20 protein-coding genes are annotated in these 24,023 nt (G+C 38.6%); 12 read left to right on the top strand and 8 right to left on the bottom strand.

Annotated features, from left to right (window positions below):
• Positions 1 to 96 precede the first annotated feature (96 nt).
• Positions 97 to 561: a DUF3806 domain-containing protein gene (locus DPX34_RS09535; RefSeq protein ID WP_111978191.1), complete on the top strand. Its 465-nt coding sequence runs from the start codon at positions 97 to 99 to the stop codon at positions 559 to 561.
• 943 nt (positions 562 to 1,504) lie between these two features.
• On the opposite strand, the gene DPX34_RS09530 is transcribed toward DPX34_RS09535, so the two are convergent.
• Positions 1,505 to 2,671 carry a transposase gene (locus DPX34_RS09530; protein WP_111978190.1) on the bottom strand — a complete coding sequence of 389 codons (1,167 nt, stop codon included), beginning with the start codon at positions 2,669 to 2,671 and terminating at the stop codon, positions 1,505 to 1,507.
• A gap of 229 nt (positions 2,672 to 2,900) precedes the next feature.
• On the opposite strand from DPX34_RS09530, the gene DPX34_RS09525 reads away from it, so the two are divergent.
• Positions 2,901 to 3,779 carry a transporter substrate-binding domain-containing protein gene (locus DPX34_RS09525; RefSeq protein WP_111978189.1) on the top strand — a complete coding sequence of 293 codons (879 nt, stop codon included), beginning with the start codon at positions 2,901 to 2,903 and terminating at the stop codon, positions 3,777 to 3,779.
• 64 nt (positions 3,780 to 3,843) lie between these two features.
• Here the strand turns inward: DPX34_RS09525 and DPX34_RS09520 are convergent, their stop codons facing one another.
• Together DPX34_RS09520 and DPX34_RS09515 are read right to left on the bottom strand one after the other, a co-directional pair.
• The gene (locus DPX34_RS09520; RefSeq protein WP_111978188.1) at positions 3,844 to 5,430 is read right to left on the bottom strand and encodes an esterase-like activity of phytase family protein; all 1,587 of its coding nucleotides are present in this window, start codon (positions 5,428 to 5,430) and stop codon (positions 3,844 to 3,846) included.
• A gap of 549 nt (positions 5,431 to 5,979) precedes the next feature.
• Positions 5,980 to 7,257, bottom strand: coding sequence for a DEAD/DEAH box helicase (locus tag DPX34_RS09515; protein ID WP_111978187.1), 1,278 nt, complete (start codon positions 7,255 to 7,257; stop codon positions 5,980 to 5,982).
• A 292-nt stretch (positions 7,258 to 7,549) separates the two neighbouring features.
• Between DPX34_RS09515 and DPX34_RS09510 the strand changes: the two genes are divergently transcribed.
• The 3 genes from DPX34_RS09510 to DPX34_RS09500 all read left to right on the top strand — a co-directional run bounded on the left by DPX34_RS09510 (position 7,550) and on the right by DPX34_RS09500 (position 10,259).
• Positions 7,550 to 8,647: an SGNH/GDSL hydrolase family protein gene (locus DPX34_RS09510; RefSeq protein WP_111978186.1), complete on the top strand. Its 1,098-nt coding sequence runs from the start codon at positions 7,550 to 7,552 to the stop codon at positions 8,645 to 8,647.
• Between the two features lie 58 nt (positions 8,648 to 8,705).
• On the top strand, positions 8,706 to 9,263 hold the full coding sequence (locus tag DPX34_RS09505; protein ID WP_198673667.1) for a GNAT family N-acetyltransferase: 558 nt from the start codon (positions 8,706 to 8,708) through the stop codon (positions 9,261 to 9,263).
• 156 nt (positions 9,264 to 9,419) lie between these two features.
• Complete coding sequence (locus DPX34_RS09500; protein ID WP_111978200.1) at positions 9,420 to 10,259, top strand: class I SAM-dependent methyltransferase; 840 nt, start codon at positions 9,420 to 9,422, stop codon at positions 10,257 to 10,259.
• 148 nt (positions 10,260 to 10,407) lie between these two features.
• On the opposite strand, the gene DPX34_RS09495 is transcribed toward DPX34_RS09500, so the two are convergent.
• Entirely contained in the window at positions 10,408 to 11,229 is an 822-nt protein-coding gene (locus tag DPX34_RS09495) for a ribonuclease H1 domain-containing protein (protein WP_111978185.1), read from the bottom strand.
• A gap of 222 nt (positions 11,230 to 11,451) precedes the next feature.
• On the opposite strand from DPX34_RS09495, the gene DPX34_RS09490 reads away from it, so the two are divergent.
• A complete protein-coding gene (locus DPX34_RS09490; protein ID WP_111978184.1) occupies positions 11,452 to 12,198 on the top strand; it encodes an RluA family pseudouridine synthase in 747 nt (248 codons plus the stop codon).
• 57 nt (positions 12,199 to 12,255) lie between these two features.
• Here DPX34_RS09490 and DPX34_RS09485 read toward each other — a convergent pair whose 3' ends face one another.
• Entirely contained in the window at positions 12,256 to 13,173 is a 918-nt protein-coding gene (locus DPX34_RS09485) for a manganese-dependent inorganic pyrophosphatase (protein ID WP_111978183.1), read from the bottom strand.
• A 290-nt stretch (positions 13,174 to 13,463) separates the two neighbouring features.
• Positions 13,464 to 14,804 (bottom strand): alginate lyase family protein, encoded by a 1,341-nt coding sequence (locus DPX34_RS09480; protein WP_111978182.1) that lies wholly within the window; start codon positions 14,802 to 14,804, stop codon positions 13,464 to 13,466.
• Between the two features lie 305 nt (positions 14,805 to 15,109).
• Between DPX34_RS09480 and DPX34_RS09475 the strand changes: the two genes are divergently transcribed.
• Positions 15,110 to 15,442, top strand: a complete 333-nt coding sequence (locus tag DPX34_RS09475) for a YnfA family protein (RefSeq protein ID WP_111978181.1) — start codon at positions 15,110 to 15,112, stop codon at positions 15,440 to 15,442.
• A gap of 611 nt (positions 15,443 to 16,053) precedes the next feature.
• Here the strand turns inward: DPX34_RS09475 and DPX34_RS09465 are convergent.
• Positions 16,054 to 16,230, bottom strand: coding sequence for a hypothetical protein (locus DPX34_RS09465; protein WP_438938515.1), 177 nt, complete (start codon positions 16,228 to 16,230; stop codon positions 16,054 to 16,056).
• A 38-nt stretch (positions 16,231 to 16,268) separates the two neighbouring features.
• On the opposite strand from DPX34_RS09465, the gene DPX34_RS09460 reads away from it, so the two are divergent.
• The 3 genes from DPX34_RS09460 to DPX34_RS09450 are packed head-to-tail and all read left to right on the top strand — an operon-like array spanning position 16,269 to position 17,872.
• Positions 16,269 to 16,757: a DUF2878 domain-containing protein gene (locus DPX34_RS09460; protein WP_111978180.1), complete on the top strand. Its 489-nt coding sequence runs from the start codon at positions 16,269 to 16,271 to the stop codon at positions 16,755 to 16,757.
• Positions 16,758 to 16,769: 12 nt separating this feature from the next.
• Positions 16,770 to 17,312, top strand: coding sequence for a chalcone isomerase family protein (locus DPX34_RS09455; RefSeq protein WP_232824699.1), 543 nt, complete (start codon positions 16,770 to 16,772; stop codon positions 17,310 to 17,312).
• Positions 17,309 to 17,872: a DUF3833 family protein gene (locus DPX34_RS09450; RefSeq protein ID WP_111978179.1), complete on the top strand. Its 564-nt coding sequence runs from the start codon at positions 17,309 to 17,311 to the stop codon at positions 17,870 to 17,872. The genes DPX34_RS09455 and DPX34_RS09450 overlap by 4 nt, the downstream gene beginning before the upstream one ends.
• Positions 17,873 to 17,936: 64 nt before the next feature.
• Here the strand turns inward: DPX34_RS09450 and DPX34_RS09445 are convergent, their stop codons facing one another.
• Positions 17,937 to 18,842, bottom strand: coding sequence for a nucleotidyltransferase domain-containing protein (locus tag DPX34_RS09445; RefSeq protein WP_232824698.1), 906 nt, complete (start codon positions 18,840 to 18,842; stop codon positions 17,937 to 17,939).
• Between the two features lie 549 nt (positions 18,843 to 19,391).
• Here DPX34_RS09445 and DPX34_RS09440 point away from each other — a divergent pair.
• Together DPX34_RS09440 and DPX34_RS21890 are read left to right on the top strand one after the other, a co-directional pair.
• Complete coding sequence (locus DPX34_RS09440) at positions 19,392 to 20,465, top strand: family 16 glycosylhydrolase (RefSeq protein WP_232824697.1); 1,074 nt, start codon at positions 19,392 to 19,394, stop codon at positions 20,463 to 20,465.
• A gap of 642 nt (positions 20,466 to 21,107) precedes the next feature.
• On the top strand, positions 21,108 to 23,573 hold the full coding sequence (locus tag DPX34_RS21890) for a sulfatase-like hydrolase/transferase (RefSeq protein WP_198673666.1): 2,466 nt from the start codon (positions 21,108 to 21,110) through the stop codon (positions 23,571 to 23,573).
• Positions 23,574 to 24,023 lie beyond the last annotated feature (450 nt).

The raw sequence follows: 24,023 nt of genomic DNA, 5'->3' as shown, positions 1-24,023 counted from the left end.
TCAGATACTGTTTAACGCAATTAAAAATAACAATAAAAACGAGTTATTCTACAAGCTCGTTAGGAGTATTTTATAGTGCGGTTATATCTAAGTTGCATGGTTACCTTAATAACAATCTTATGGAGCAGTCTTGGCATAGCAAGCCAGCAAAGTACTATCCGAGATCTGACTGATAACGAAGTAAAGTTAAAAAGTGACTCGACCAAGTGGGGCAGTAAAATTTTTGAACTCTACGCTAAAGACAAAGAGGTAACCCCCTCGAGTTTAGACTTTGTTTACCGTACTTGGGCACAAGACGGCAGCTTAGATAAACCTAAAGACCAAAAAGTAATATACGGGCTTGGAGTTATGTTTGGTAACTTCGTTGTATCAAAAGTGGATTCTAAGTGGAAAGTAATAATTGATAAGCATGGTGCTGGCTTTATCGTTGTATTGAGTGGAGGGGCTACAATATTTCCAATCGATATGGTTTTAAAAAGAGTACAAGCAGGTAATAAAGAGTTTGGCTTTTTTAAAGCTAACTTTGATGTAATTAAAAGTGTTGCAGAACAGGTGCAATAATACTCCTAACAAGCCATTGCAAAGGACCGCTAACAGTTTGCTCGGTTCCGCTGCGCTACACATTTTAGCAAACAATTATTGGCCCCTGAACGGGGCGTTAGGCCTCAAGGATAGTATGCTAACATGATCATCGGGGTGCGAAAACTGTCCTGCGGGACAGGCACTAATAAACCGATGATTTTACTTGATTTTAATCCTTCCGTTAGGGTTTTGACGATGCCTGTCCCATACGATGAGCATTATCGGGGACAGTCGCTCTAAGCGTTAGGGTCTATAAAGATGAAAACGTGATGTATACAGAAAAGAAACTAACATAATAACGTCGAAAACTATCGGGGACAGTCTCTCTAAGAAAAAAAATTTAATCGATTTTGGCTACATTGTGTTTGATAAATGAGTGAGTTGATCGCGTTATTTATTCATTTTGATGGTGTTCAATACGCGTAAATTACGTTTAATTGATGAATTCAGCTTTTTAAGGCGTGACGGTTTACATCATGGCTGGTGTTTTGAGTTTTGCTGGTTTTGACCTGTAAATAATTAGATTAGCTAAGTGAGTGCGGCGGGGGTTGCATAGTAACGTTGTGCAGCTTTGAGTTTGGCTATGCGTTTTACATTTACGTGTTGGCTGTAAGTGCGCATTCTTTGCTCAGCGCCTAGGCTAAAACCAAATTGGTCTTCAATATGGCTTGAATACTCAAGCCAGTTATCTTTTGTGAGAAAACTATCGGGGACAGTCTCTCTAAGAAAAAAATTTAATCGATTTTGGCTACATTGTGTTTGATAAATGAGTGAGTTGATCGCGTTATTTATTCATTTTGATGGTGTTCAATACGCGTAAATTACGTTTAATTGATGAATTCAGCTTTTTAAGGCGTGACGGTTTACATCATGGCTGGTGTTTTGAGTTTTGCTGGTTTTGACCTGTAAATAATTAGATTAGCTAAGTGAGTGCGGCGGGGGTTGCGTAGTAGCGTTGTACTGATTTGAGTTTGGCTATGCGTTTTACATTTACGTGTTGGCTATAGGTGCGCATTCTTTGCTCTGCGCCTAGGCTAAAACCAAATTGGTCTTCAATATGGCTTGAATATTCAAGCCAGTTATCAACTGTGATGTTCAGTCGTTTTAAAATTTCCGGTGTGTTGTCATTCATTTTACCGCGTTTATTGGGTTTTAATTGTCGTGCAGTCCAATCCACTAATTGTAAGTAGTTAATTAATTCATACGGTATATGGGTTGGGTTATTGCTGATGTGTGAGTTACCGGCAAAGGGTAATAAGGTTGCGGGTTTGATGTTATCAAGTGATGAAGCAATGGCTTGTTTATTTACCGTTTTGTCATTATCACTTCTTTCATCATCTGTTTTGTTATTATTCGTACTGTCATTATCCGTTTTTGTATTTCTTATTTTGTTACTCTCTATTTTTTCATTATCCATTCTAACGTTATTAACTTGAGGGTCGATTAAATGATTGGCCATGCCAATGCGCTCTTGAATTGAGGTGAAATCGGATGTTTCAGGTGTATCGGCCATGTTTGCGCGTATTGGGTTTAAATCTACGTAGGCCATGCAAGCGAGTATGGCGGTTTGGTCTAATAAAGCTTGGCTTTTAAAACGTCCTTCCCAAAAATGTCCTGTGCAATTATCTTCTTGGTTAGCTTGGCGAGATATGAATTCGTTGAGGTAACGCATAAACCAACTAATGTTGTATAACCTTGCTCTAAACTTAGCCGCTTCTTGTTTTACCATGATTAAATCACTGTCGCTGATGATGTTGCTATCTAAATAACGTTGTACAACTGGCGTGGGTTTACACAACAAATGCCATTGTTTTAATACCTCATCATCTGACCACGCTAGAGCTTTTTTACGGTCGACTCTTAATACTAAGTGATAATGGTTACTCATGATGGCATAGGCAGCGATATCAATCGCAAAAATAGTGGCGAGTTGTTTAATGCGGGTAACAAGCCATGTGCGGCGGTGTTCAAAACTTTGACCGGTTGCGTTGTCTTGCCCACATAAAAAAGCGCGTCGCACACAGCGAGAAACGCAATGATAATAAGCGGTGTCATCGAGTGATATTTGGCTTTTACGGGCTTTAGTCATGATGATTAATACAGGTGTTTTTATATACAGTTAAGTTTGATGGGTGTTGCAAAAAAGTCAAGGTAATGAAGGGTTTTATTAATGGATGTTCTTGAAAGTAATTTGATTAATCGTCGTCACTATTTAGCTAAATAAATTTTCAAAGACCGACAGTCGTGCAAAAAATCGATTTATATCCATAATTAATGATTAGGTATGGCCAATTTCATGACTCAATGAAGGTGTATTCATGAATAATGTATACAGGTTAATTAATAGCGCTTTTTTGCTTATTGCATTTAGCTCATTAAGTTTTGAGGCATATGCTGTTGACTCCGTTAAAAGACTCAAGCCCATATTGAGTTATGATAAACGAGCCAAACATAAAGATGAAGTGATCCGAAGCGCATTAGAAGCCTCTGTCCCTAAGTTTGGTCAATATGAGTTTGTCGAAGTCAATGTGGATATGACAACAGGGCGTGCATTACAAGAGATCCACAACGGTGACCTCATTAACATTTTTATCGCACCCGCCAGCCCCGAGTGGGAAAGCAAATCAATTGCCATTAAAACGCCTATTCGCCAAGGATTACTGAGTTATCGCTTATTAGTCACATTAGAAGAGCATCTTCCTTTGTTTGCCAATATAAAAACACTAGAGCAATTATCAAGATTGTCAGCAGGGTTGCAACATAGCTGGGTTACGGACGACGTCTACAAAATACATAACTTAAATGTAGTGTATGGTAACGAGTTTGAAGGATTGTTTTTAATGCTCAAAAAGAAACGCTTTCATTACATACCTCGAGCGGTGTATGAAGCTTATGATGAGTTAAAGCAACGCCGAAGCCTTATTCCTAATGCGGTTATAGAGCCTAATATTGCCCTTTATATTCCTATGGCCACTTATATATATGTGTCGCGAAATGCGCCTCAAATTGCAACAAGAATAAACCATGGCCTACAAGAAATAACCCGTAACGGTCAGCTCAAGGCTATTTTTGATAGATATTATGCAGAAGATGTTAAACGAGCAAGGTTACATGAGCGAACCATAATAAGAATAGACAACCCCAATTTTAACGAAAACGACATCATCAACAAAGCATTGTTGCATACCATCAATTAACGCTTTAATAAGTAAAGCCTAAGTATAAATACATAGGCTTTACTATAAATGCAATGTGAGTTTTTTATGGCGTCATGCCGAGGTCAAGATTTTCAATAATATACAAAGTGTTACCGTCAATGGTATTTTTACCTGCATCTAAGTATTTTTGTTCAAGCACGCCACCGGTTGCCCAAGTCGCAAAATCGTCATCGTTAATCACGCCAACACGTGTATTGTCGATTAACCAAATGCCTTCTAGTTTATCGTGAGGGTAACTCACTTCAGCCACTAAATCGCTTACCATTGTTTTACTGACTGGGTTTATGCCTGCATTTTCAAGCGTGGTCCAACCTGAATTTAAGACGACTTGCTCAAGTGTTTCGCCTGCAATGGTTAAACCGAGGGCGGGATCTTGCTCGATATCGCCCGACGCGGTCATGGCTTCTATATTAGTCGCGTTAGTTAAATCTATTTTATATAAGTGTTTCATCGCCGTTGGTGTTGCATTATAAAATGCGCCATCGCGTTCAATCACTAAAAAGGTGTTATTGCTTAGTGCCACAATACCTGATTGTGAGTTTTGATTTTTTTCTTGCTTATATAAGTATTGTGCGACGTTGCCTGTGGCAATTTCTACCGTCACGATACGCACGATATCTAAATTTTTAACCGCACTGCTTGGGTTATAAAGGGTCGATTGCATAATGCCAACTAAAGTTGATTCGTCTGGTGTTATGGCTAAGCCTTCCATTCCGCGGTTTGCTCGGCGGTTAGCAAATTCTGCGGGTAGGGTGTGCGTGTTACGCGTGTCGTTGCTAAATGCATTAATGCGACCTATTTCTTTACCGTCGGCATCAAAGTGTACAATATGTGGGCCGTATTCATCACTTACCCAAAACGTACCATCCGATAGTGCCACTATACCTTCGGCATCTAAACCATAATTATCTAATTTGATTGGGTTTGTAGTGGCATCATAAGGTTGAGTTGCATCTACGGTAACTAGTGTACCATCTATGTTATAAGGGGTTTCGCCAGTACCACCAAACGCGGCATCGTTTGGTAAGCCCGTGATTAAAGTACCGTCAGGGCGTTTGAACAATATCTCTTTGATTTTTTTGATATCACCATTAGGCTGCAATTTAAATAACCCAATACGTGGCGTGTAATCGGGTGTTGGAAATATTTTTCCTTTACCTTGCGCACCGGTGAAAGTTGCATTTGGGCCTCGATCTGTTACGGCATAAAACAGGCTTGGGTCGGTTGGATGCGCAACCATATCTGAACCAAAACCACCGTTACGAATTTCAAACTTCATGCCTGGCATCGCACCGTCATCAATATCATTTCGTAAAACGGTATAAGGAAGACGTGAGCCATTATTACTCACTGGATTAACGTTACATGATAATGAAGTTGATGTAATTTCTGCTGCGGCTAACTCGTTGTTGTTATCGGTATCTAAACCGGATTGTATTTTTAAGCCACCAAAAAAGCAGTCACTGTCGCCCAGTGTTAACGCTTGATGTTGAATTAGGCTATTAAAGCCATTTGTTCCACTTGTGCCATTTGTACCGTTTGTACCATTAATTCCATTTTCGCCATCATCACTACAGCTTGCTAAACCTAGTGTTGCGATCAAACATAAAGAGATCGTGTTAAATTTCATTACTTTTATTGCCTGTATTTAAAAAACGGCGGTCAATATAAAAAAACAATATGACAATAAAGTAAGAATTTAATGACAGATTTAAGAGAAAACCCGCAACGTGTTATGGTTTTAACATTAAATTTATAGGGTTTAAATAAAGTTAAGGTCAGTAAGGTAAAGATAAAATACGGGGTGAATTAGGCGTTTGAATGGGTTAGTAAAACTTAAATTTAAGCAGCAATCCTTTACTTTTATAGTCTTCTCGCTCAGGTTTTATGGTTCATTGTCAGTGCTTACTCTCGACTTTGGCTCCTGCGTCGTTCTAACACCCAAATCCATTTAGGCGGCCCCAATCACATAGTAGAGCATATGCTCATGGGGTCTCGAAGCTTGCCTGCATGGATGCGGGTAAGGGGCGAGAGCAGGACGCGGTAGCTTTGACGGCTTTGCTTACATGGATGTAAGTACTTCGGTTTCGTCTGGAACTAGAAACCTGCCCCTAAAACCCGATCGCTTTGACTATATATGAATAAACTGAGCGTCAAACGCTCAGTTTATTCATGCTTTTTATCGTTCGATTTTCCAAGGGGTGGGTTCGAGCTTAATGTCTTTACCCACTGCTTTAGTAATAAGTGGTACAAGGCGCTCTTGCTCATGACTCACTAACGAATAAACATGGCCGTGAATATCAGATACTTTGATGCCGACTTCTTCTTCAGGCACCGGATACATAACCGGCTTGTTTTTGGCTGCGACTTCTTTTGATAATGCTTGGTTTTTAGCTTTAGTCGCCATGGCTTTTTTAGTTTCTAACTTGCTGGTTTTGGTTCGGGCGGTGCGGCCCACGCGGTGAATATAGTCGTTACTATTTACCGGTAAATCAAAGTTAATAACATAATATAAGCCATTAATATCGATGCCACGTGAAACAATATCGGTTGCAACTAATAGCTTAAATTCACCATTTTTAAACCCTTCTAGGCGTTCTGTTCTCTTTTTTTGTGGAATTTCATTATGGATACCTGTGCTGGCATAACCGTTATCGTTTAATAATTGAGTTAAAAAATCGACATCACGTTTGGTACGGGCAAAAATAAGTGTGCGGTCACTGTTAAGCATGTTTAGCAAACTTAATAAATGCTGGTTTTTGTCTTCTCTAAAACAACGATACATGGTGTGTAATATTTTATCTAAAGCGGGTTGTATGCTGCCACCTTTAACGACTTTAACGCGTGATAAATTTTCTTCATTAAACTTGTTAAGGGCTTTTGAATCGGTCGCTGAAAATAATACTTTTTGTGAATTTTTAGGAATAGCGGCTAAAATGGCTCTTAACTCTTGGTGTATACCCATACTGACTAATCGGTCTGCTTCATCCATCACAAAATATTTAATATCGTTTAATGAAATTGTTTCATTTTTCATTAAGTCGATTAAGCGTTTGGGTGTGGCAACAATAATGTCGGTGCCGCGTTTAAAGCGTTTAACTTGAGACTCAATACGCACACCACCAAATATGCTAATTGTGCGAAGCTTTAAACCCTTGCCATATTGGGCAATTGATTCTTCGACTTGCAGTGCGAGTTCTCGAGTTGGCACCAAAAATAAGGCACGGATAGGGCGTACTTGGTCATCACTATGATCAGATTGAGTCAGCTCTTGTAAGATAGGCAGTAAGTACGAGGCTGTTTTTCCTGTCCCCGTTGGTGCTATTGCGTAAGTATCAGTACCGGACAATACCGCTCCGATCGATTTTTCTTGAATATAGGTTGGCTTTTTATAGCCCAAAACTTTGATATTTGATTGCAGCGTTGCATTAAGGCCGAGCTTAGCAAAAGATGTCATAATGATAATTTTTTAGCGAATAATGGCGCATTATAACTAAACCCGTTAAAAATGGCTCTCACTAATAATGATTAATCTATATTTGTGCTTGAATATTTAAGGTAGTGTTAGTAAAAGCCACTAAAACGGCTTTAGTTATTGTGTTAATAACAGTGTGAAAGGGGGCATTTAAATTAAAATGCCGGTCAATAAGTGAAACCCGATGAGTCGATTTAGATATATTGCATAAAAATATAATAGGCATACCGACTTAAAACGCGTTAGATAAAAATATCAATAAAGGAAAATGAAAATGGCGTTTATGCGTTTAATTAATATGGCAACGTTGTTATTTGTCATTAGTTATTCATCTATGGCACAAGTACAAATAGGTGCTGATGACGATGGGTTTTTATATACCGGTCGAGTCGATTTTAAAATGCCTAAACAGCCTTGGCTTTCTTGGCCAGGCAGCAGTATTAAAGCGACTTTTACGGGGGATGAATTAGTTATTATTTTTGATGATCAACTCGGGAAAAATTATTATAACGTGATATTAAATGGTGATGATCAATTTCCTACCGTGCTTGAACTTAAAAAAGGTCGCCATGAATATGATTTAAGTTATTTATTAACCAACACAGCTTCAAAGGTTAATGAGTTAGAGATATTCAAGCGAACAGAAGGACATGAAGGCGGCACGCATTTTTTAGGGCTTAAGTTGGCTGATAAGGCCAATTTATTAGCTAAGCCTAAGGCATTAAAGCGACGGATTGCCTTTTTTGGTGATTCAATTACTTCTGGTATGGGCAATGAAGCGCCGGATAACGCAAAAGATAATATCGGTGCGGACAAAAACCACTACTGGTCGTATGCACCAATAACTGCACGGCATTTGAATGCCGAATTTCATACTATTTCTTCAAGCGGAATTGGTTTTATGGTGAGTTGGTTCGATCATGTTATGCCTCAGGTTTATGACCAAATATCGGGCGTCGGTGATAATGACACGGTATGGGATTTTGCCCAATGGCAGCCAGATGTGGTGGTTATAAATTTAGGACAAAATGATAGCTGGCTTATTGATAACGAAAAACGTTTACAACCCGAGCCTTCGCCAAAAGACATAACCGCAGCTTATAAACGTTTTGTTCTGCGCTTAATGACACATTATCCGAATGCTCGATTTGTTTCGGTTCTAGGGAGTATGGATGCAACCCATTCTAAAAGAGCGCATTGGCCACGTTATATTCAAACCGCATTAAATGAAATTAACGCCGAAAATCCAACGGCTAATATTGAATTAATACAATTTGATTTTACGGGTTATCGAGCACACCCTCGGGTTAAGCAGCATATTAACAATGCTAAAAAATTGATAGCGCATATCAAAAAAGTAAAAGCTTGGTGATCAATCATCATCACACTGCATGTTAAGTTATTTGGGTATAAATTAAGGTGAAAAAATAATGGAAATCGCATTTAAACGCGCTTCGTTAACGGATGTTGATGAAGTATTGGCTTTGCATTACAAGTATCAAATAGATTCAATTAACGAAGCTGACAAAGCCGATGGGTTTATTACCACCGCGTTTACCCCGGCGCATTTGACACGTTTGATCCAAGAAGAAGAGGGGCTTTTTATCGCTTGTGTCGAAGATGAAATTGTAGCCTATGCGATGGCGGCCTCTTGGTCTTTTTGGCTGCAATGGCCTTTGTTTGAATACATGGTAAACCACTTAAACGATGCTGAATGTTTAAATCAAGTGATAACCGTTGATAATTCTTATCAATACGGACCGGTTTGCGTCGATAAATCTTATCGTGGCTCTGGGGTATTTGAACAGATATTTAATTATTCATTGGCTGAAATGCACAAGCGTTTTCCGATTATGGTCACGTTTATTAACAAAATTAACCCAAGATCGTTTGCAGCGCACACGGGTAAAACGCCGTTACAGGTTATAAATGAATTTGAATTTAATAATAATCAGTATTATAAATTGGCTTGTAAAACGGCAACATAACTTATGCGCTGTGTTTAATAGTTGGCGTGAATGTAAGCGTTAAATCGTCAAATTATAACGGTCGATTGACGATTTTTACGTTAATTACAATCACTTATTTAAGCCTGCTATTACGTGTATAATGCCGGCCGTATTTTAATTTAATAGATGAACAGTATGCTTGGATATTACCTTCACGCTTTAAACGCCCAACAAGCATTGAATGCGATTGAGCAAGATCTTTCTTGGGTGACAATTTCAACCGATTTACACCTTTCTGAGCATGAATACTCAATACGGGATCAATCTTTAGTACTCGATGAAGAAAATATATTGTGTGTTGCCGATCTAAAAAAATTAGTTAAGCGTAAACACCGCATTTATATCTGCACCGATGGTGATTGGTTTCCACTTGAAGATCGTAGTACGGGCTACTACAAATTAGTACCGACAACTGGTGCGCCATTGTTAGAAATTAGCGGTGTTAAAATGCATATTTCTAAAGGGACTGACCCTTATAAAAGTGCTTCTGAGATGGCTCAGCAAGCGGTGTCTAAAGGCGATAACGTGCTGGATTGTTGCAGCGGTTTAGGTTATGCCGCTATTGCTGCCCATCGTATCGGCGCAAGTAAGGTCACAACCATTGAATTAAGCCCGCAAGTGATGGGGTTAAGAGCTCAAAACCCATGGTCGCGTGATTTAGCCAATAATGGCATAGAGCAATTGCATGGCAGTAGTTATGAGTTAATACGCTCTATGGAGTCCACGTCTTTTGATTCGGTTATTCATGATCCGCCGCGTTTTTCGTTGGCCGGTGAATTATATAGTGAAGAATTTTATCAACAGATATATCGTGTATTACGCTCGGGTGGCCAATTTTTTCATTACACGGGTAATCCGCATTTAATTAAAAAAGGCAGCAGTTTTGTTGATGGTGTTATTCGTCGACTTAAAGCGGTTGGCTTTAAGCGCATTGAAAAAGTCGATCATTTAATGGGTGTTAGTGCGCAAAAATAACGGCGCTGTCGCCTCTGTTGATTTTTTAATATTTTGCGCACTAACACAAGCATAAACACCTAAACTAAGGATGTTAAAAACCATAACATCCTCTTGTTAAATTCAGTTCTTTTTAACTTCAAATTTTTAATACCGTAACGGTGCTATTTTAACCCGAAGGCATCGCGAGAATATCTTGTATATTGATTGAATCGGTATATTGAACAAAGCCTTGTTCTGCTTTCATGCGGGCTAATACCGCCATTCGATCAGATAGCTCATTACCTTCAATGTTGGCGTGACCTTTTACATGGGTAATGATTATTTTATCGGCCATGGCTTGATACAACGAGAAGCACTCTTGAATGATCGCTAGGTTTTTAATTTCTTCATTTTTACCGCGTTTCCAACCTTTTGCTTGCCAACCTTTAGCCCATTTTGTAATGCAATCAATAGAGTATTTAGAATCGGACAATACCTGAACCGATTTATTTTGTGCTATCAAAGGTTTGGCAAATCGAAAGGCTTCTAACATGCCATTTAATTCAGCCGTATTATTGGTGCCCATTTTTTGATGTAGGCCATACCATAATTGCGCTAAGGTGTCTTTTTCGTAAACTGCCATGCCCGTGCCTGATTTACCTGGGTTAGGAGAACAGGCACCATCACAATATATATTGAAATCGGCGTTGTTTTCGGGAGTCAGTGATGATTTTTTTGTCTGTTTTTTTACGGTACTGGCGTTTTCTGAGCTGCTATTAGTTGCGTTGGTTGGGGGCGAGCTATTACGGGGTCCCCCCGATTTTTCTAACGAGCGCTTCATCAGTGCTTTGGTGTAAGTTGACTTAAAAGCGGCATCAGCTTCCGCTTTACTAGCAAAACCCATATATTGGGCATCTTTGCTGCCGGCGGTGAGAGATTTGACCGTTGCCCATGTATCAAACACGCCTGTTTGTGCGCCTTTCCAGATCACATAATGTTTTTTGCTCATACTCGCCGTTTATCCTTTAAAATATTATTTAGATATATCATGGCATAGTACTGTTTATTGGATTGAAGTGGTAGTTGTCTATTATTAAGCGCTTGTTTACACGGTATACTTTACACTTAAGCCTGCAATTAACTTTTTAACCGCTATTCACAATAATAAATGGCGGTTATGTTATTGATTGCTTTTATTTAAGTCAGTCACTGCGATACTGAGGAAAACTTGATGCCAGAAACGGTGTTATCAAAAAGCAAAATAGTTGATGATTTTATCGCACCGGCTTGCGATCAGCCGGTGACTATTTTATATCAAGATGAAGATATTCTATTAATCGATAAGCCAAGCGGATTATTGAGTTTATCGGGTAAAAATCCACTCAATTGGGATTCTGTTCACTATCGATTACTAAAGGGCCAAAAAGGGATCAGTCCGGCATTTCCTCATGCAAAATTACCCCATCGATTAGATTTTGGCACATCGGGTATTATGGTGGTTGGGCTTAATGCCGCTTCATCAGCACATTTAAACAAACAGTTTCAAGCTAGAACTGTCAATAAACGTTATATTGCCGTGCTAGAAGGCTGGCTTGAGCATGATCAAGGGCAAATTTCAGCTACTATTGCAAAAGACCCGACTATTTTTCCTCGCGTTAAAATTTGTGAGGTCACGGGTAAAACGGCGGTGAGCGAATACAAATTATTACAAAAACTCGACGCTGATTTAAATGCTGAATTTAAAATGCCACGCCGCAGTGTGGTGCAATATAAGCCACTCACGGGGCGCACTCATCAACTACGAATTCATAGTTATTATATAGGGCATGCTATTTTAGGTTGTGATCTGTATAAAAGCGAGGGTAGCGAGCAACTGGCTAAACGGTTATTGCTACATGCAAGTGAACTTGAATTTATTCATCCAACGCAGGGTAAGGTCGTTACTGGAGTTTGTCCGTGCCCATTTTATGAGGCGTAAAATTAAAAAAACCAAGCAATTATGCTTGGTTTTTGTCAACAAGGTTTACGTTGCTATTTAAGCAAAGGCTTCTTGCAATGGTGGAACAACTTGCTTCTTACGGCTTAATACACCGTCTAACCACACTTTATTGTTGGTTGATTTAGCAAACGCACTTTCAATTGTTGCGGTATCGTTACTCGCAATAATCAACTCTGAACCTTCTTTCATAATGTCAGTTAAAAGTAATAATACGCTGTGGCGTTTACCTTCTTCTTTTAGTTTTGTTAAGTCAGCTTCTAAATCGGCTTTAATTTCATCAAAAACTGCTAAGTCGATAACTTCTAATTGGCCAATACCAACTAAGTTACCATTCATGTTGAAATCTTTAAAATCACGCATAACAAGATCACGCACAGGGGTGCCTTCAACCGCTGATTTAACTTTGAACATTTCCATGCCTAACGCTTTAGGGTCGGCAATGCCGGCAATTTCAGCTAATGCTTCAACACATTTAATATCGGCAGTGGTACACGTAGGCGATTTAAAAATAACGGTGTCGCTTAAAATTGCACACATCATGATGCCCGCGATGTCTTTAGGAATTTCTACGCCATAAAAATCGTACATCATTTTAATAACGGTATTGCTGCAACCCACCGGTCTGATCCAACATTCAAGTGGTGTTGAGGTTGTTAAATCACCTAATTTATGATGATCCACGATACCGACAATCGTAGCTTGTTCTATGTCGTCTGGTGCTTGTGTTAATTCAGAATGGTCAACAATGTAAACCTCTTCACCGGCGTAGCTTTCTTTATATTCTGGTGCGTCAAATCCAAATTTATCTAAAATGAACTGTGTTTCTGGTGAAGGTTCACCTAGTCGAGTTGCAACGGCTGGTTCGTCGATTTGGTTTTTTAAATGAGCAAGTGCAATTGCACCGCAAATTGAATCTGAATCTGGGATTTTGTGACCCACTACATATATAGGCATTTTGTTGGCTCTTGTTTAGTTTTTAATAAATTTTGTGCGATTTTAACAAATAAATTGCGGAATAGTGAAGCGCTGTTTTTAGACTTTAATTGTCCTGCTCATACCAAGATGAATGGGTTTTTAGCCAGCTCGCGAATTAACCGTATTAAACAGGTGAAAGGCTTGTCAATATGCTAAAAAAAAGGGGCCTATGGTTAAGCCCCTTTATATTGGATTTGATGTTATCCCATCGATTTTAATATCTGAACATTTATTAACGGTGATGGGTATAACACGTTAAAACAGATTGACTAATAATAACAGCGATAGCCCGATTTTTTGCCTGTTGGGTCCATTTGCTTATAAAGGTCTAATGTAACTGAATCAGGCTTAGGCATAATTAAAAAGCATTGCGCAAGCTCGCTGCGATCTTCTTTGATGATTAATGGATATAAATCTTCAATCGCTTGGCGATATTTGTCATCGCCATAACGTTGGTAAGCATATTGTAAGAAGTAGTATAAACGGCCGCGGCGCATTTTTTTATCTTTTACGTTTGCCCAGTAACCTTGTTTTTTAATGGCTGGTAATAAAAAGTCGATTATTTCTTGCAAGCCTACGCCATTTTCGGCTTTGTATTGCCAATAATCTAAGCCGAGTTGATCGGCTACTCGCGCCGCATATAGATAGGCTTCTAAATTAAAGACTGAATAATGTAATGGTCGAGTACGAGCAAGCTCATCAGGCTGTGCTCCTGTTGGTTTAACTTGTTCAGGTAATCTGTGCTTAAAAATACGCTCAACATATTCACGAGCGAGTGCTTTATCACCAGTGTAAAGTGCATAAGCTGCAACTTGCGCTTCGCAATAAGTGCCATGGTTGTTATGAGCGTCACAGGCGCCTTTACCTAATTCATTTGTTTGTAACCAGGTTAAATAATCACTGATCCAGGTTTTAAATTGGTTTTCATCTGTGTGGGTAAAATGTTTAGAATGAGACAGCAAGTTAACGTCGTCTATTAAACGAATAAACCAACGTGTTTCAATAATCCCGTATTTACGTCCGTCACTATCACCCGGCACGGCTTGACCAAAATTTAGCGATGGATTCATGCGGGTCGCAGGGTCTAAAAACCAATTCTTGATCAGTAAAGCGGCATGTTTAGCGTATTTTTCTTCTTTGGTGTAATGATAAGCAAGGGTTAAATCGCTAATTTGAAATAGCATGTTGTTCATGGTTGTTTTATCTGTCCCCCCTGTTGCGCTGGTTGGGTTGACTTTGCCATCGCGTTTTTTCCAAGGCAAACCATCTGGTTTTGTTGGATCTGGCCACCAATAAGGACCAATACTAATGTAATCGTGTTTATCTCCACTGGGTGGGACATGCGATTTATCTAATACCGAAACAGGGCCTTTGGTTAAACCTTGTTCGGCTTTAGTAATTAAACGTTTAACGACTAACTGCCTAACGGGATCGCCTGCTTGATAACGTTGGTAACTGTCGTTTAACCAGTTTTCATCAAGATATAAGTATGTAGATGATTTGGTTTTAGTTGACGGTGCAGAACCCGTATCTATTGTGTTTTGACAAGCGGTGAGTGTAACCGACAAACTTAAAATGGAAGCAAGTAGAGAAGTACGTTTAATTTGCATAAAAAACCTATATAGAACAACAATAAGTGTAAATAGTTTGTAAATAATAGAATAATTAAGCGCAAATGTTTAATTTAAATCACAAGAATATGAGTGTTAACGATTATGTTGATGCATTTTTGACTCATCATGCTGATCAATGTTAATAAGTAGCTCATTTTTTGTCATTTAGTTTGATTTTATGAAGGTGATTGAAACACAGAGGTGTGAAAAAAAAGCGGGACATATTAAATCAAATCGAACGACACTCGTTTAGAGGCTCAGTATCGGTTTTTAATCGTTAAATAATTAAGAGGTCATATAATGTGCAAGAATTTAAAACGGTAGGGCTGTTTGTGATCACCGCACTGGCCGAAATTTTAGGCTGTTATTTACCCTATCTTTGGTTGCGTGAAGGGAAATCAATCTTTTTATTATTGCCAGCTGCGCTCAGCTTAATGGCTTTTGCTTGGTTACTTTCATTGCACCCTGAAGCTTCAGGCCGAGTTTATGCCGCCTATGGTGGTGTATATATTTTTGTGGCGATGTTGTGGTTATGGGGCGTTGATGGTATTCGACCAACCACTTGGGATTTAGTGGGTTCGGGTGTGGCTTTGCTCGGTATGGCTATCATTATGTTTGCACCTCGCCCTGCATAAATAAGCGAGCATTTTTTGCTCGCGATCGCGTTTTTTGAGTATAAGGTCAGGTATTGATATACCTTTAAATACAATGCGATTAAATAGCGATTACCACTTACTCCACCGCTTTATCACTGGCTAAATGGTCGTGTGCTTTGCCTACTTGTGCTAAATTGAAATGCCGTTCATCAACTATCGGTTTTTAATTTCCGGCATCAACCATATCCGCTAATTTATACCAATTCATATAAATAAGTGATCTCTCAGAATACATCCAGCGGTTTTTGAACAAGGCGTCGGTGTACAGGAATGGTTGTTCCCTTTCAAATACCGATAACGCAGGTCAAAAGCCGCTGGGGCATTCCTTTCAGGCGAGTTTTAAATGCGCTTACTCTGTGTTGCTCGAACTCAAAAGAGCACCACTATTCTTTCATTCAAGCGCATTTAAAATCTCGCTGAGTGGGCATACTTATTATTACGGATTGGTATTACGCCGTATTTCTCGGTGAGCTGCACGCTTCACGTTATGCAGCATGGGGATCAACATAAAGGCAAAAACAAACCTTTAAAGAGTGCAGGTGATAAATCGATATTCAACAGTTGAAACGGTTGTGGCCATTTGTATGTTGTTACATAGTTTCACCGGTTTCAATTAATGCTAATTGCTTTTCGCCGACGCCAGTTGAATAAACGTTAGCCCCTAAATAATTAGCAATTTGCAAGGCAATTTGACCAACAACACCCGAACCTCCATGCACTAATACCTTTTGGTGAAAAGCCCTACTTGGAAAGTGATCTTCATCCACTTTACGTCCGTAAGTAAAAATGTAGGGGCTGTATATTCATGATACTAAATATTATTGGTTTTCAAATTTGCTGGTTTGGTTTGCTATATTGGGAAAATGCGTTTATTCCAATAGCCATGGTGCTGGTGGCATTTCATTTGATTTTTTATGCAAAAAAATATTCTGAATGGTTGCTTATTTTAAGTGTTACCTTGCTGGGTATTTTAGTTGATTCAGCATTATATTACTTTGAGTTTTATATATTTAATAACGAGTCAAGGTATATACCTATATGGCTGGGTGTTATGTGGGCATGTTTTGCTTGCACGCTTTGTCATAGTTTAAGTTTTTTAAAATCATCAAAGTATTTACAAGTTGGGATTGGTGGCGGGCTCGCCCCATTTAGTTATATTGCTGCATCTCAATTTGACGCGGTCACGTTGGGTTATGAATTGGTGATTATGTATGGCGTGCTGGCGGTTATATGGTCAGTATTATTTTTACTTTTTTATTATTTAAGCGCTCAATTTACTCTTAAAGGTTACTAGGATTGGATTCATATGTTTAAAAAATCATGCTACTGGTTAATCGGGTTTTGCATTTTAAATTTATCAGCGACGTTACTGGCAAATAATAACAAAACACTTGATAAAGTTTATGAACAACATGCCTTTACTCAAATGGGTGAAGCGACGTTTTCGATTTTATTTTGGGATTTATACAAAAGTAAATTATTAACCACAACCGGTCGTTATCCCATTAATATTAAATTTGAACATTTGATCTATGAGATTAACTATTTAGCTGACATTTCTAAAAAAGACTTGATTAAGCGCACTGTCGAGCAATGGCAACATATCGATATAAAAGAAAGCCTATATACCCCTTATCTTGAAACATTAAATCAGATCTGGCCTGATATTGAATCTGGCGACACGCTCACTTTAGTACTAACGAATGGAACCACCGAATTTTATTTTAATGGTGTTTATATAGGACAAATTATAGAACCTGCATTTGGGCCTTTATTTCTTGATATATGGTTATCAGAAAAAACCAGCCAACCGGAACTGAGAACGGATTTATTAGGAATAACACAATGAAATTTTTTGTCATGCGTTTTGTTTTGTTAATCAGCTGCTTATCATTATTAAGTTGCACTACACAATTAAATGATTATCAGGCAGTTGATAAACCATTTGATGTTAAAGCCTATTTTAGTGGGCGCGTCATTGCTTGGGGTATCGTTCAAGATTATACCAATCACGTTCAACGCCGGTTTTGTGTTGAAATAGACGGAAGCTGGCAAGGCAATGAAGGATTGTTAGCCGAAACCTTTTATTTTGCCGATGGTGAAGTAACATACCGCAACTGGGCGTTGATTAAACAAACCAATGGCGATTACCAAGGAACGGCAGAAGATGTTATTGGACAAGCAATTGGTCGGCATCAAGGTTTCGCTTTTCAGTTTGAATACCAATTGTTACTTCAATTAGATGATGACGTTATCGAAGTAACAATGGATGATTGGATGTATCAGCTTGATCAATATCGCGTGATGAATAAAACCGCCATGTATAAATTAGGCGTGCAAATAGCCGAGGTCACATTATTTTTTGATAAACAACAGCCGGTTAAAAATTGTGGAACATTTCAATCTTAGGCTCAACTTGGAAAATAAGCTTAAGGACAGTACATAAAATACCGACCCTCAATTTACTCAGTGTTTAATTTTTATTAAGCACAGCTAAAAACAACGTGTTGAGCTCGTCAAAGCGTATTGTTTTATCGACTTGTTTACCCTGATAAATTTTTAAACGGTTAAGTTCTGTTTCAATAAATTGATTCATAATGGGTATAGTCGGTATTAATGCAACCTCTTCGCTTATTTGCTTGCGGTTAAGCAAATGCGAAATAGTGGTGTTAAGTTCATTTTTATCGACCTCATTATTATTGCTCTGATTATTACCCTCACAATTATTACCATGATCATCGGCCAATAACGTGCGTAATTTTTCAAACTCGACAGGGGCCGGCGATTGAAATTTTTCAATCCACTGGACGGATAGCAAAGCACGCAATATATAAAAATATTTTTTGAGTGGCACGCGTTCGTCTTTGTTTACCGCACGGTAATTAGAATTTGCCATATTGCGATAATGGTAAATGCCTTTTGACGGTGAATATACCGGATTAACTAATTGCCTTAATTGCTGGGCAAAGTGATTATTATCAATATAAATAATAGGGGAGTATAACCACTCAATAATAGTCGGGTTCGATTTATAAAATAGTTTAAGCGCTTTGCGTATATCCCAACCGTTGATATCTATTTCATCGGTAATCGGGTACTCAATGACATCTCGTTTATCTTCTAGGTTAACCGATAAATACCAATCTTTTGGATGAGCATAAACAAAACGCACGTCATAATCGCTATTGGGTGAAGAAAACCCCCACGCCCGACTACCCGATTCAATCGCATAAAGCACTTTAACGCCATGCTCTATTTCAGCCTGCTTAATACGTTCCATTATTTCTTGTTTAACCGCTGTATTTATTTGATATTGGGTTATGTTGTTTATGCCGTTAACTGCCATTTTTACACCGCGCTTTAAGTTATACCAATTCATATAAATAAGTGCTCTCTCAGAATGCATCCAGCGGTTTTTGAACAAGGCGTCGGTGTGTAGGAATGGTTGTTCCCTTTCAAATACCGATAACGTAGGTCAAAAGCTGCTGGGGCATTCCTTTCAGGCGAGTTTTAAATGCGCTTACTCTGTGTTGCTCGAACTCAAAAGAGCACCACTATTCTTTCATTCAAGCGCCTTGATTAAGCGCATTTAAACGCTCGCTGAGTGGGCACTTATTATTACGGATTGGTATTAATATATCCGTATCTTTATTCACAAAAAATTCACCTCTGCTTTGTACATCATATAAGCAAGTTTGTAAAAATTGTTCTAAGCGTTTAAACAGTGTAATTACGTACCTGTTTTAATTATCAACCGAATATAAAGTAGGTTGATGTACATTGAGTGTAAATAAACTGTAAATTGTATCTATATAAACATTATATGTTTATGTTATTATTTTGTTAGGATAAGTTTGCGCTTTAAATAACTGACTAAGCGCAAAGTTAAAAATTTGTTGTCTTACCAATTTAATAAAGGTTTGGATATATGCGTGATACTCATTTAAAACAACATCAAAAACAACTCGGTAAAATGATTTGTTTATTAAGCGTTATAGGCGTTACAAGCCTTTTAGCATCATTAATAGGTTGTGCTGAAACACAAGAGAAAACCACAAATCAAACTTCGGTTTTACCGCATTCAGATCCGGATAACATCGGTGGTTGGGTTTTAAACACCGAGGTAAGTGATGAATTTGAAGGTGATACCCTAAATGAAGAGCGTTGGTTTATTGTGGGTAAATTTGAAAACGGTAAACCCGTTTATAAAGACCCTGACCATCCCAACCGTGAAGTTTGGATTGGGCGCGCACCAGCACAATTCTCGGGCCGAAACTATCGTTTAGAAGATGGCAAACTCATGCTTGAAACACGCTGGGAACCCGATTTTCCGTTTACAACTGAAAAAGGTTTAGATAACGTAAAATATCAATACGGTAATATTACAACAGCAGCTGTTATTAACCGTAAAATATTTAAATATGGTTACATGGAAGTACGCGCTAAAGCGGCAGATGCCGAAGTTTCAAGTGCATTTTGGATGACAAGACATGAAAAACCTAATGGTCAGCGAAATGACACAGAGTTAGAACTTGATATGTTTGAGCATTTTGGTAGTCATCGAATCGAGGGTCAAGCCCATCGTGATCGTGATTTATGGTGGACAATACATGATTGGGATCCAAAGTTTGGGCACGAGAACGGTAAAAATGTCACGTACACCGAGACCAAAGATTTAGGTTTTAGAGTCGCAGCTGACTTTCACACGTATGGCTTTGAATGGACAGAAACAGGCATTCGCTATTTTGTTGATGGTAAATTAGTTTCTGATGTATCGCGTGACGATGTTGAAAAATTTGCCAAAAAGAAAGGCCGCGATAAAGGGTACGTTATTGATAAAGCCATGCACCTTTGGTTAGATTCTGAAGCCTTTCCATGGCGTGGTTACCCCGATTCGAAAGAAGATTTAGAAAAGAACAGCCCTGAAGGTGAAAAAGACGACGCTGTTGTTGATTATGAAATTGAATATGTTCGCGTTTGGCAACAACCAGAAAGTAAATAAAGCGGTTTGAATAAAATTTAGCTACGCGCTTAAACACACAAAAACGCCACTCATCTTGTTAAAGGGTGAGGTGGCGTTTTTTAGTTTGGTGGGTTGATATATTAATTAGCTAATTAAGGCAAAAATTAAACGGTTACTCGTTTGGCGATCGTTGTTGGTCCAACAGCGTTTCGCACAGGTTTTTCAATCTCGTTTTCGCTCGACTTAAGAGCAAATGATTAAAACAACCTGATCAGCCAGATTTATTTCTTTATTGTGTTAATCATTACAGGGTAGGGTGTGGATTCGTTAAATAAGATTGCCACCACCCTAAACAAAATGAAGCTCACATTAATACTTAGCTGTTGCTCTAAATTGAAGTCGGAACGTGGATTAATGCCGCTACCCAATTAACACATTTATTTAATTCCCGCACTCTACTTTTTCTTTCTTTTTTGTTTGTATATGAATTTATTTATTTGCTAATAAAACTATTGTGATTTAGCATATTGATATAAATGCTTAAGGTTCACAAAGTTGAATGTGATTTACATAAAGTTAAGTTATTGATTGTTAAATTGAATAATATAAATATTTGAAAAAAAAATCGTTAATCTCAATTACAAAATCAAAACCCCTATAAATAAGTTAGAGCATATTAAAATGAAACAAATCGCCTTAGTATTATTATCGTTATTTATAATGACCAGCTGTAGTCAAGTTGTTGACTCGTCTGACAAAACAACATCTCCCAATATTTTATTTATTTATACCGATGATCAAGCGCCGTGGGCCTTGGGTTACAGTGGAAATGAGCAAGCAATAACCCCCAATATGGACAAACTTGCCAGTGAAGGTATGTATTTTCCAAATGCTTATACCACTACACCGGTTTGTAGCCCTTCTCGTGCGGGTTTATTAACCTCTCGTTACGGTTATGAAGTTGATATTGATGATTGGATAAATACCACACACAAATCACTGACCCGCAAAGAGCCCAAGTTAGGCTTAAATCCAGATTTAGTCACCTGGCCATCAATACTACAAAAAAAGGGTTACCATACTGGCTTAGTCGGTAAATGGCATTTAGGCTATTTAAACCAGCATCATCCTACCCATTATGGCTATGATGAATTCCATGGTTTTATCGCGGGAGGCACAACAACGAAAGACCCTATTTTAGAATCAAATGGCGTTGAAAAAAAATACCAAGGCTTAACTGCTGATATATTAACCGACCAAGCCATTGACTTTTTAACGCGTCAGAAAGATGGAAAATTTTCATTATCTTTAAACTACAGAGCCCCTCATACCTATTGGTTACCTGTAGCCCCTGAAGATGCGGCCCCATATGAAAATATAGACATAAAATTACCTCACCCTGATTACCCAAATTTAGACAAGCCGCGCGCTAAAAAAATGATGAAAGACTATTTATCTAGCGTACGCAGTGTTGATCGTAATTTAGGCCGATTAATGGCGCAATTAGATAAGTTAGGACTACGAGAAAATACGCTTGTCGTGTTCACCTCAGATCATGGTTATAACATGGCTCACAATGGCATGTGGCATAAAGGTAATGGTCATTGGCTGTTAAAAAACGACACTCAAGGGACTAAAAATATTCCAAGTAACCAACGACCCAATATGTACGATAACTCGATTAAAGTGCCGATGATTGTTAGCTGGCCTAAACATATTCCACAAGGCGCTAAAAACGTAACCTCATTCTCAAACTTAGATTGGTATCCAACTTTATTATCCCTTGTTGAAGCTAAACCTGATGCAAATACCTTATTACGAGGTACCGATAAATCCACAGCCTTCTTCAACAGTAATGCTGTGCTTTCAACCGATTACTATGCGGCCTATAGCACTCTTCATCAATCGGTTAGTGGAATGCGTATGTACAGTGACGGCAAATATAAATTAATGAAAGATTTTGTTAATAAAGGCCGTGATGAATTTTACGACTTAAGCAATGACCCAGAAGAAACAACCAATTTAATTAACACAATTGAACCCAAATTACTGAAGGTGATTGCGCAGTTAGACGATAAAATGTTTAACAACATGTTAAAAACTAATGACCCATTAACGAAGCCGTTTTTTAGTGGCAAAAAACACTCATCACACAAAAGTACACCACCTAATTATGAGCAAGTGACTCAGTCAGACTTCAGTAAACAACTTTACAAAGGCCAACGCATACTCGAGCGTGACAACTGGAACATTTGGGGCGCGTCACCTATTGTTGATGAAAAAGGCAAATATCATCTATTTTACTCTCGCTGGCGTGGTGATCATGGCGCTTGGTTAACCCATAGTGAAATAGCACATGCGGTAGCCGATCAACCAGAAGGGCCTTACACACCTTTAGGAACAGTCTTAAGTGGTCGAGGTGGCGAACATTGGGATGCCGACACCATTCATAACCCAACAATTCAAAAAGTGGGTGACCAATACGCGTTATTTTATATTGGTAATAACTTAGCTCGCGCGAGCGATTATGACGGCCATCATGCTTCTACTCAACGTATCGGTTTAGCATTAAGCGATCATATTTATGGTCCATACAAAAGAGTTCAAAATGATCCAATTCTTGATATTAGTAAAAACTCGAAAGATTGGGACAGTTACTTAACAACTAACCCCGCGTTATTACAACACCCAAATGGTGAATATTGGCTTTATTACAAAGCGTGGGATAAATACAACGACAACATGCGAAAAATGGGCGTAGCCATTGCTGATAATATTGAAGGGCCCTATAAAAAACATGAGAAAAATCCATTGGTCAGTTTTTCTTATCTAAAAAAACAAGTTGAAGATGCTTATATTTTTCAGCACGACGGTAAGTTTCAAATGATCATGCGCGATATGGGCGTAATTCATCCACACGTAGGTTTGTTGTTAGAATCAGATGATGGCATCAATTGGGGTGAGCCTCTATTAGGTTACAAAACCAATACGGACTACACCCATGAAACCACCATTGAGCGTATGGAACGTCCACAAGTACTGATGCAATCAGGCAAGCCGACTCATCTGTTTTTAGCGTTAATGGGCGGTAAAGCTAACACGTCCACGGCTTTTGTTGTTCCGATAAATAATGCGCAGAGCAAATAACGCCTATTTATATTTAAGAAGATCATCGCAGACAGCCTATCTAAGAAAAGATAAATTTAACTGATTTTGGCTACATTGTGTTTGATAAATAAATTAGTTGCTCATGTTATTTATTCACTGTGATGGCTTTATAGTCTTCTCGCTTAGGTTTTATGGTTCATTGACAGCGCTTACTCACCCCCCCCAATCACATAGTAGAGCATATGCTCATAGCGTCTCGAAGCTTGCCTGCATGGATGCAGGTAAGGGGCGAGAGCAGGACGCGGTAGCTTTGACGGCTTTGCTTACAGGGATTTAAGAACTGAGGTTTCGTCTGGAACGAGAAATCTGCCCCTAAAACCCGATCGCTTTGACTATAAATACGCATAAATTACGTCTGATTGATGAATTTAGCTTTTCTGGCAAGACTGTTAACGATGCCTGTCCGGCATAGATATGATGAAAAAACAT

Origin of the sequence: Algibacillus agarilyticus (assembly GCF_003286125.1) — a bacterium.
Taxonomy (GTDB): domain Bacteria; phylum Pseudomonadota; class Gammaproteobacteria; order Enterobacterales; family Alteromonadaceae; genus Algibacillus; species Algibacillus agarilyticus.
Note: the sequence above shows the minus strand (reverse complement) of the source record. Positions and strands in the feature narration are given on the sequence as shown.